The organism is Clostridium sp. CTA-1 (assembly GCF_054768215.1).
In genome coordinates this window covers 1-7433 of the sequence record NZ_BAAAAP010000043.1, presented here as the reverse complement: position 1 = coordinate 7433, position 7433 = coordinate 1, and the positions used below count along the sequence as shown (strand labels likewise).

Genomic DNA, 7433 nt, shown 5'->3' with positions numbered 1-7433 from the left:
TATACTTAACAGCAATCCCAATTATATAAAACTTTAGTAAAATCAAGTTTCTTTAAATCTTCTTCATTTATAAAAAAGTTGGCTACTCCAGCATCTCCAAACATTAAATCACATTCATCTTCACAATCTAATTGAAGCAATAATGTATTAAATCTTTCTAGATTTTTATCATAATATCTTGGATCACATTGAGTAAAAGCAGGATATCCTCCTAGTTTACATCCATCAGCACTTAGTTTCTCCATATAATCATCTACTACTTCTTCTGGTAAATTAATGCTACCATATATCTCATTAAATCTATAATCCTCCCAGGATACAGGCATATATTCTTCTGATAAAAATTCCATTTTTCCTTCATTACTAAAAGGCATGTACCAGTCTTCTTCTAACTCTCCTAAAAATGAAAAGTCCTTTATTAAGTTTTCTTTATTTTTTACTACATCAGGTATGTATATTACTCTAAATGTATCTTGTATGCACTGATCCTGAAGAGCAAGTCCATAAACATCATCAGCTAATATGTAAAATTGTAATATTCCTTTTTGTGGGAAAGACTCTAAGTGTGGAACTTCCTCAAAATTTATCTGAGCTAGTAATCGCAAATATTGTCCATTGGATGTTTTAGGGTATTCCATACCAATTTCTAAATAAGGATCTCCTCCTAGTTTACTTTCCCAGGGCATAGTTTCTTTTTCTTGTAATTTAATTTTTATATGAGGTTTCATGGTTTTTTCTATTTCGCCTCTAAATTTTTCTAAGCTTTTAGGTAATTCTAATTTGTTCATTAATACCTCTCCATTCTTACTAAAATTAATCTCACCATACACTAATCACTTTAGTTATACTCTATCTACCTTTAAGATTTTCTATTTATGTATTAGTAAATTCATAAAATCTTGTCCATTAAAAGTACTTTTTAATTCATCTTTTTATGTTTTTCAAATCAATTAAACATCTTTTTTTATATATCTCATTATAATTACGCATCCATTACCCATCAAAAATTAATTTCTTCTTTTAACTCTCTTTTACTATTTTCGACCATTAAGATGAAATCTTTGGTATTTTTACGTTTAAATTTATTAATTTTGTGTACATTTTTGGTACTACTTATCATTTTATTAAATATAGGTCTATTTTTAGTTATTTAGTTATGAACTATATAATACTTTATCTAGAATTTATTGAAGGATATAAAACTTTTTTTAAATAGATTTCCACCATTTAAATTACATAACCTAGCTCAGCTAGCTGCACCGGTTCACTATAAATTGTTCTGAAATTATCCATAAGAAAAAACAGCATCCTAAGATGCTGTTTTATTTATTCTTCACTAAGTTTGCGAAAACTATATAACGCTCTGGCGCATATCCAATAAAATAAAATGGATAACAAGTGGTCATAATAAGTTTCGCATTAAATGACCAAGAAATACATCCTAGGCCTATGACTATAATTCCTAGACTTAAGACTTTTACCAATGATAACTTTTTAAATGATAACTTAAATTTACTCATGATGCTTTTTAAATACAAATACACCTGCACCTAGTAATGATAATATAGAACCTGCTAGTAATATTCCGTATGTACAGTATTTGGAAGTTTCCCATTTCCAACTGTAGTCGCTTTTGTCCCTTTATTTGATCCTGGTTTTTCTGTTGACCTTAGCTTTTCTGTTGACCCTGGCTTTTCTGTTGACTCTGGTTTTTCTGTTGACCCTGGCTTTTCTGTTGACCCTGGTTTTTCTGTTGACCCCGGTTTTTCTGTTGACCCTGGTTTTTCTGTTGACCCTGGTTTTTAGTATCATCTGCAATCTCTACCCAAATAGGATTTGTAACTGCATAGTGACCTTTTCCATCAGTTGCAACAAAACTATACCATGTATTTTTTGTTGGTTCTACATCTAGTGTATAGTTAACAGCATCTTGTGTATTATCAAAGTCTTTTGATGCAATAATCTTACCCTCGCTGTAAACGTCAATATGATTTAATCCATTAACAGCTTGGATTTCTGTATCTAATGTATATTTTTCACCTACATTAACTTTTTGTGTTGTACCAAACATTGTGTTTGCTTTTGGTGTAAATATAGGTCCCATTGTTACATAACTATGACCATCTTTTATTGTTTGAAGATACTTTTCAGTTGTATTTTTCCCCTCAATATAAGCATATAATCTGATAATTCCTGGGTATAATCCTGAAGTTACATCGTGCTGGTCTGAACCTGCACTTAAGTATTTTTTAATACCTTTATTCCAATATCCCATTGCAGAATCTAATGCTCTTTTATCCATATTAGTACTATCAGTTAAATCAATTGTAGATTGTAATTCAAGTAAATCGAAATCTTCAGTACCTTCATCATATCCACCTTTAACACTATCTCTGTTATAGAAGAAACCATATTCTGTATATGGATGATTAACAACTACAAGAGCACCCATATCATGTCCAGCTTTAATTATTTCTGCTGGAGTTAAGTCTGGAGAAATCGGATTCTTTGTATAATCAACACCTAAAATACCCCAATGACCCCAACCTGGAGAAACTTCAATACTTGGGATAAATGGTCTGTTACCTTCTTTAGCTAATTCAGCCATAAGAGGATCATTTACTACTGCATCATGATCAGAAACAAGATTATAATTTAACCCTGCTGCAACTTGAGCTTTATATAGTTCTTTAACTGGTGTTGCACCATCACCAAAGTCTGCATGTTGATGGTTGTCCATACTATACCAATTTCTTGAATTTGTTTTTATTAATGTAGGAAGTACAACTTTTTCATTAACCGTTTCACCCGGCTTTATTGTTTTTGTTATTGTAGCTGGAAGTGATTCATAATCACTGGCACGTGTAATTGTAAACGTTACAGGATTCTCGGGAGCTGATACATCAAATTTAGCTTCATGTGTTTTTGGATCTGTAAAGAATACAGTTCCCCCAAGTGTTTTAAATGTTGATGTAGTTCCTGATACAGTTACCTTGAAATCAACTGGATTTCCATTTTCATCAACAGCTTTAAGAGAAGCGTGAGCTCCATCTTTAACTATAAAATCTAAGGTTGAATTTTCTGTTAGGTTTAACTTCTGAATATCTGACGGTGTATATCCCTTAGCTTCAACATGAACCTCATATTCATCTTTTGGTAAATCAAATTCAAAGTGACCATTTTCATCTGTTATTTTCCAAGCAAATGGCTGCATAATATCTTTTTTAAGTTGTTCTTTACCATGAGATTTTACAGTTTCCTTATAAGAACCTTTTTTACTAACTACTACAAATGCATCTTTTATAGGATTTCCCTTTGAATCCTTAACTACACCGTTTACATTTGCTGATTGAATTGTTTTATCTTTTTCCATGAAACGTTCAATAATAGGTGTTGTTTCACCTTTATCTGATACTAAAATTTCACCTGTATAAATACAGCTCTTTCCTGGTTCAATTGTATTATTTACATAGACATCCTTATATCCACTTGACCCTTTATATGTATTTGCCCCATCTAATTGAACGGAAACAGCATAATTTTTATCATAAGTTACAACGTAATTTCCAAATCTTTCATTAACATCTTTATCAGCACCAATTCCGATACCAGTTATTTTTTTGTCAGGATAATATCCAAAAGGTCCAAAAGTGCTAGCAGCTAAAGTACTAACTGAATATCCTCCATACATGTTTTCATAAACATCATTTCCTGCTGGATTTTCAACAGTTGTTTTTAAACCAATATAATTTTTACCATCTTCTAATGTATACTCAATTGTGACATTTAAAGGTAATTTATGTCCTGCTGTCCAATATCTTGTTTTAGCAGTAACAACAACCTTATTCTCTTCTTTTTTGTATGTAATATTTTCCTTTGGATTTTTCTGTAGATTTTCACCGTTAAATGCTCCTGTAGCTGTCCAGTAATTGTTTAGAAATTCAATATCATTTACTAAATCAACACCAAATTTACCATCTTTCATAATAGCAACATCAAGGATACTTCCATTTGTCATGTTCCAGTAGTTATTTGTTCCTACTGCAAAAGATGCAGCAATTTTATCATTGTATATTGTAAAGTCGTCTGCGTGAATAGCCATACCTTGATTAATAGGTGTAGCACCCTCAACAACTCCAACATCTGCTTTGACAGGCCTTGTTAATAACATTGAGCACAATGCATAAGCACCCAATAACAATGATAATTTTAATTTCTTAGATTTCATAATTATGTCCCCCTTAATTCGGATAATAAAAAAATTTATATTAATTTAAAAATTAACAATCAAAGTTAACTTGTTTCTATTTAATACTTGAGTTAATAAAGAAACTTACAAATTATATTAATTAACTCATGGGTAAAAAATACAATATAACCTATATTAATTCTTTTTATTGTAAATTGTAACACGATTCCCAATAAAATCAAAGTACTTTTTTATATTTTAGATTTTTAACTCATTAAATTAAATTGTAAATTAATATTAATAATAATTAACCTTAAATTAAAATTTATTTTAGTAAATTTATAACGTTTGTATAATCTTCAATCACTTCATCTACACCATCTATTTTTAACATTGCTTCTTTATCAAGCATAGAAGCAACTCCAACTATTTTATAAGCACCAGCTCTATGTGCTGACATTATGCCAGACTTTGCGTCTTCAAAAACCATGCATTCATTTATATGAATTCCGATTTTATTAGCAGCCCTAATATAAATTTCTGGCTCTGGCTTTCCTGGAATTGTTCCATCATCATACACTACATTAGATATATTAAACCATTTTGCTAAATCTAAATGCTCAAAAAAGAATTTAACATTATTCAATCCTGAAGCAGTAGCAATTGTAAAAGGAATTTTACTTTCTTTTAAATAATTTAAAAAATCTATTAATCCATCAGCTAATTTGAATTTATTATTATCTGCTAGACATAGTTCACGGTATGTTACTTCTTTTTCTTCTGCTAATTTTTCTATTTCTTTTTTAGACAACTCTGTACCTAAAAAATATGGTAATGTAACATCTGCATTTCTGCCATGAACGTATTCTTGAAATTCATCATCTGTCACTTTTTTACCTATTTTTCTTTGTAAATATGTTCTCCAAGATATTTCTTGAATTTCTCCATCATAGAACATAGTTCCATTAAAATCAAATATTACACCCTTTATGTTCATAATAAATCTACTCTCCTTCTTATAAAATTCCTATTTATTTACTTATTTATATCATTCATATGTCACATTTTATGGATAATGGGCAACTTAGACTTTCTTAATATAACTATGACAGAACTGAATCTAAAATTATGTTCCTCAACTATACACATTAGAATTTGTCTAGCTTCGAGTTATACTTACATTTTCACCAAAAACTGAAATTAACCTCTTTTACTAATTTCATCTGTTATTAATGATTTTGAAATATACATCGCTTTTATTATGTTCTTAAAGCGCTTGTAATGAGAGGTCCCCTCCGCAAATTTTAGCTGTGCTTTTTCACATTTGCTGATAACTGAAGATACTGGGCGTAGTGCTTCTACCAATTCTTCTTTTGTATATTTGTCCATAACATTTTCATCTGTTATTAATGCTTTTGAAATATACATTGCTTTTATCCTGTTCTTAAGGAGTGTGTGCTGAGAGGTACCTTCTGCAAATTTTGGCTGTATTTTTTCACACTTACTGATAGTTGAGGATACAACTCGTAGTGCTTCTATCAATTCTTCTTTTGTATATTTGTCCATAGCATTTCACCTCAAATTCATAATTTATCTAGCTTGTATTATAATACAATTGTTCTTAACCGAAAACAGCTCACTGACAAATTCTTATTTATATTACTCAATCTCAGATTGGAATTTGTCTAATCATTTAAAATCCATAAAGTAATTTTGCAAATCCAAATTCATTAAATAAAAGAAAACGTCCCATAAACATTACACCTATATATATGATGGGCTCCCATTTACAGCAATCGTATGATTCGGGTTCACTCTTTATTACACAAGTAAGCATTTTATATATACCATATCCAATGAGTCCACCTATCGTATTCAATATTAAATCATCAATATCAGTACTTCTATTGTTTAATAATTGAGTGATTTCTATAAACATTGAAAATGAAAATCCTGATACGAGAATATAAAGCACTTTATCTTGCTTTTTCCATAAAAAAGGAAGTAGAATACCAAAAGGAATAAAAAGCAATATGTTTTGTAAATATGCCACTATATCAATTTCATTAGAAAATGGCATAAAGTTTAGCTTTTGCGTTATTTCAAAGCGATAACGAAGTATATCATATAAAGTTCCTGTTCCTGTAAAATAAAATACGGAAATTATATAAATGGCAAAAGCAATAGTAATTCCACAATGAATTCTTGATGTTAATATACCCTTACGTTTATTCATATTATTGAATATCAAGAAAGTCACAATAAAAGGAACAAACGCTGTCAAAAATTCATATCCAATAAAAAGCAAGTTATCCATAGAATTTACCTCCAAATTACTATTTATTTAGTTATTTACATCATTCATATGTCACATATTAAACATTTGTTTATACTAGTTTAAATTTGTAAACAATATAGACAAGAAGTTATTATATGCAATCTAACACAACTTGTCCATTAGTTGAACAATATCTAGGTTACCTTGTCGTTATTAAGGATCGTTCTGATAATACAGTTATAATAACCGTATCACTACAAGAGCTATTCAAAATATTGTAAAAAAATATGTTATTACTTCTGGACTTGACCCAAAATCTATATCAACACACAAGCTTCGCCATACAGCAGCTACTCTTATGTACAAATATGGTAGAGTAGATATTAGATCTCTTCAACAAATTCTTGGTCATGAAAGTGTTGCAACAACTGAAATCTATACCCATATTGATGAGCATCAATTACAATCCGCTGTAAACTCTAATCCCCTTGCAATGATGTTTAGCTGAACCAAAGAGACACCTAATATCGTGTCTCTTTAAAGAATAAACATAACATGTTCAATTATATGGATTATGGGAAGTTAATAACCATAAATATTATCTACATACCAATATAGATAATGTAATAAATTTATGAAAATATGCATTAACAAAACTATATATTAAGCTAGTTTTGTTCAATCAGACAAATTGGAATTTGTCTGTTCTCACAATTTTTTATTTGCCCAAAACAATCAGATTTCCTAAGACTTGAAAACCATTTTTTTCATAGAACTTACAAGACGGATAATCTCTTTCTGTATTTAGTATCATTCCTTCTACTTTTTCATCATATAATAACTTTTCTATATCTTTCAAAAATAGGCTACCAATACCTTTTCCTTGAAAACCATCCCCTATGCAAAATTCATCTATGTAATACTCCATACCACAAATCCAAGGCTTTTTCATTCCTACACTTAATG

5 protein-coding genes and 2 pseudogenes are annotated in these 7433 nt (G+C 29.8%); 1 reads left to right on the top strand and 6 read right to left on the bottom strand.

From position 1 onward, the window contains the following. Positions 1-5: 5 nt before the first annotated feature. From ACYUEW_RS18715 to ACYUEW_RS18695, 5 genes and pseudogenes are all read right to left on the bottom strand, one after another. A complete protein-coding gene (locus ACYUEW_RS18715) occupies positions 6-788 on the bottom strand; it encodes a YwqG family protein (protein WP_216472605.1) in 783 nt (260 codons plus the stop codon). 724 nt (positions 789-1512) lie between these two features. Beyond that, positions 1513-4228 (bottom strand): annotated as a pseudogene (locus ACYUEW_RS18710) (CehA/McbA family metallohydrolase). 286 nt (positions 4229-4514) lie between these two features. Continuing rightward, positions 4515-5186, bottom strand: coding sequence for an HAD family hydrolase (locus tag ACYUEW_RS18705; protein WP_460277671.1), 672 nt, complete (start codon positions 5184-5186; stop codon positions 4515-4517). Between the two features lie 203 nt (positions 5187-5389). Further along, positions 5390-5755: a hypothetical protein gene (locus ACYUEW_RS18700; RefSeq protein WP_159035176.1), complete on the bottom strand. Its 366-nt coding sequence runs from the start codon at positions 5753-5755 to the stop codon at positions 5390-5392. Positions 5756-5882: 127 nt separating this feature from the next. Next, positions 5883-6506 (bottom strand): VanZ family protein, encoded by a 624-nt coding sequence (locus tag ACYUEW_RS18695; RefSeq protein ID WP_033059817.1) that lies wholly within the window; start codon positions 6504-6506, stop codon positions 5883-5885. 202 nt (positions 6507-6708) lie between these two features. Here ACYUEW_RS18695 and ACYUEW_RS18690 point away from each other — a divergent pair. Then, a pseudogene (locus tag ACYUEW_RS18690) lies at positions 6709-6975 on the top strand (tyrosine-type recombinase/integrase); the annotation flags it as partial. A gap of 210 nt (positions 6976-7185) precedes the next feature. On the opposite strand, the gene ACYUEW_RS18685 reads toward ACYUEW_RS18690, so the two are convergent. Further along, on the bottom strand, positions 7186-7433 hold a 248-nt coding region (locus tag ACYUEW_RS18685), incomplete at its 5' end, for a GNAT family N-acetyltransferase (RefSeq protein WP_460277261.1).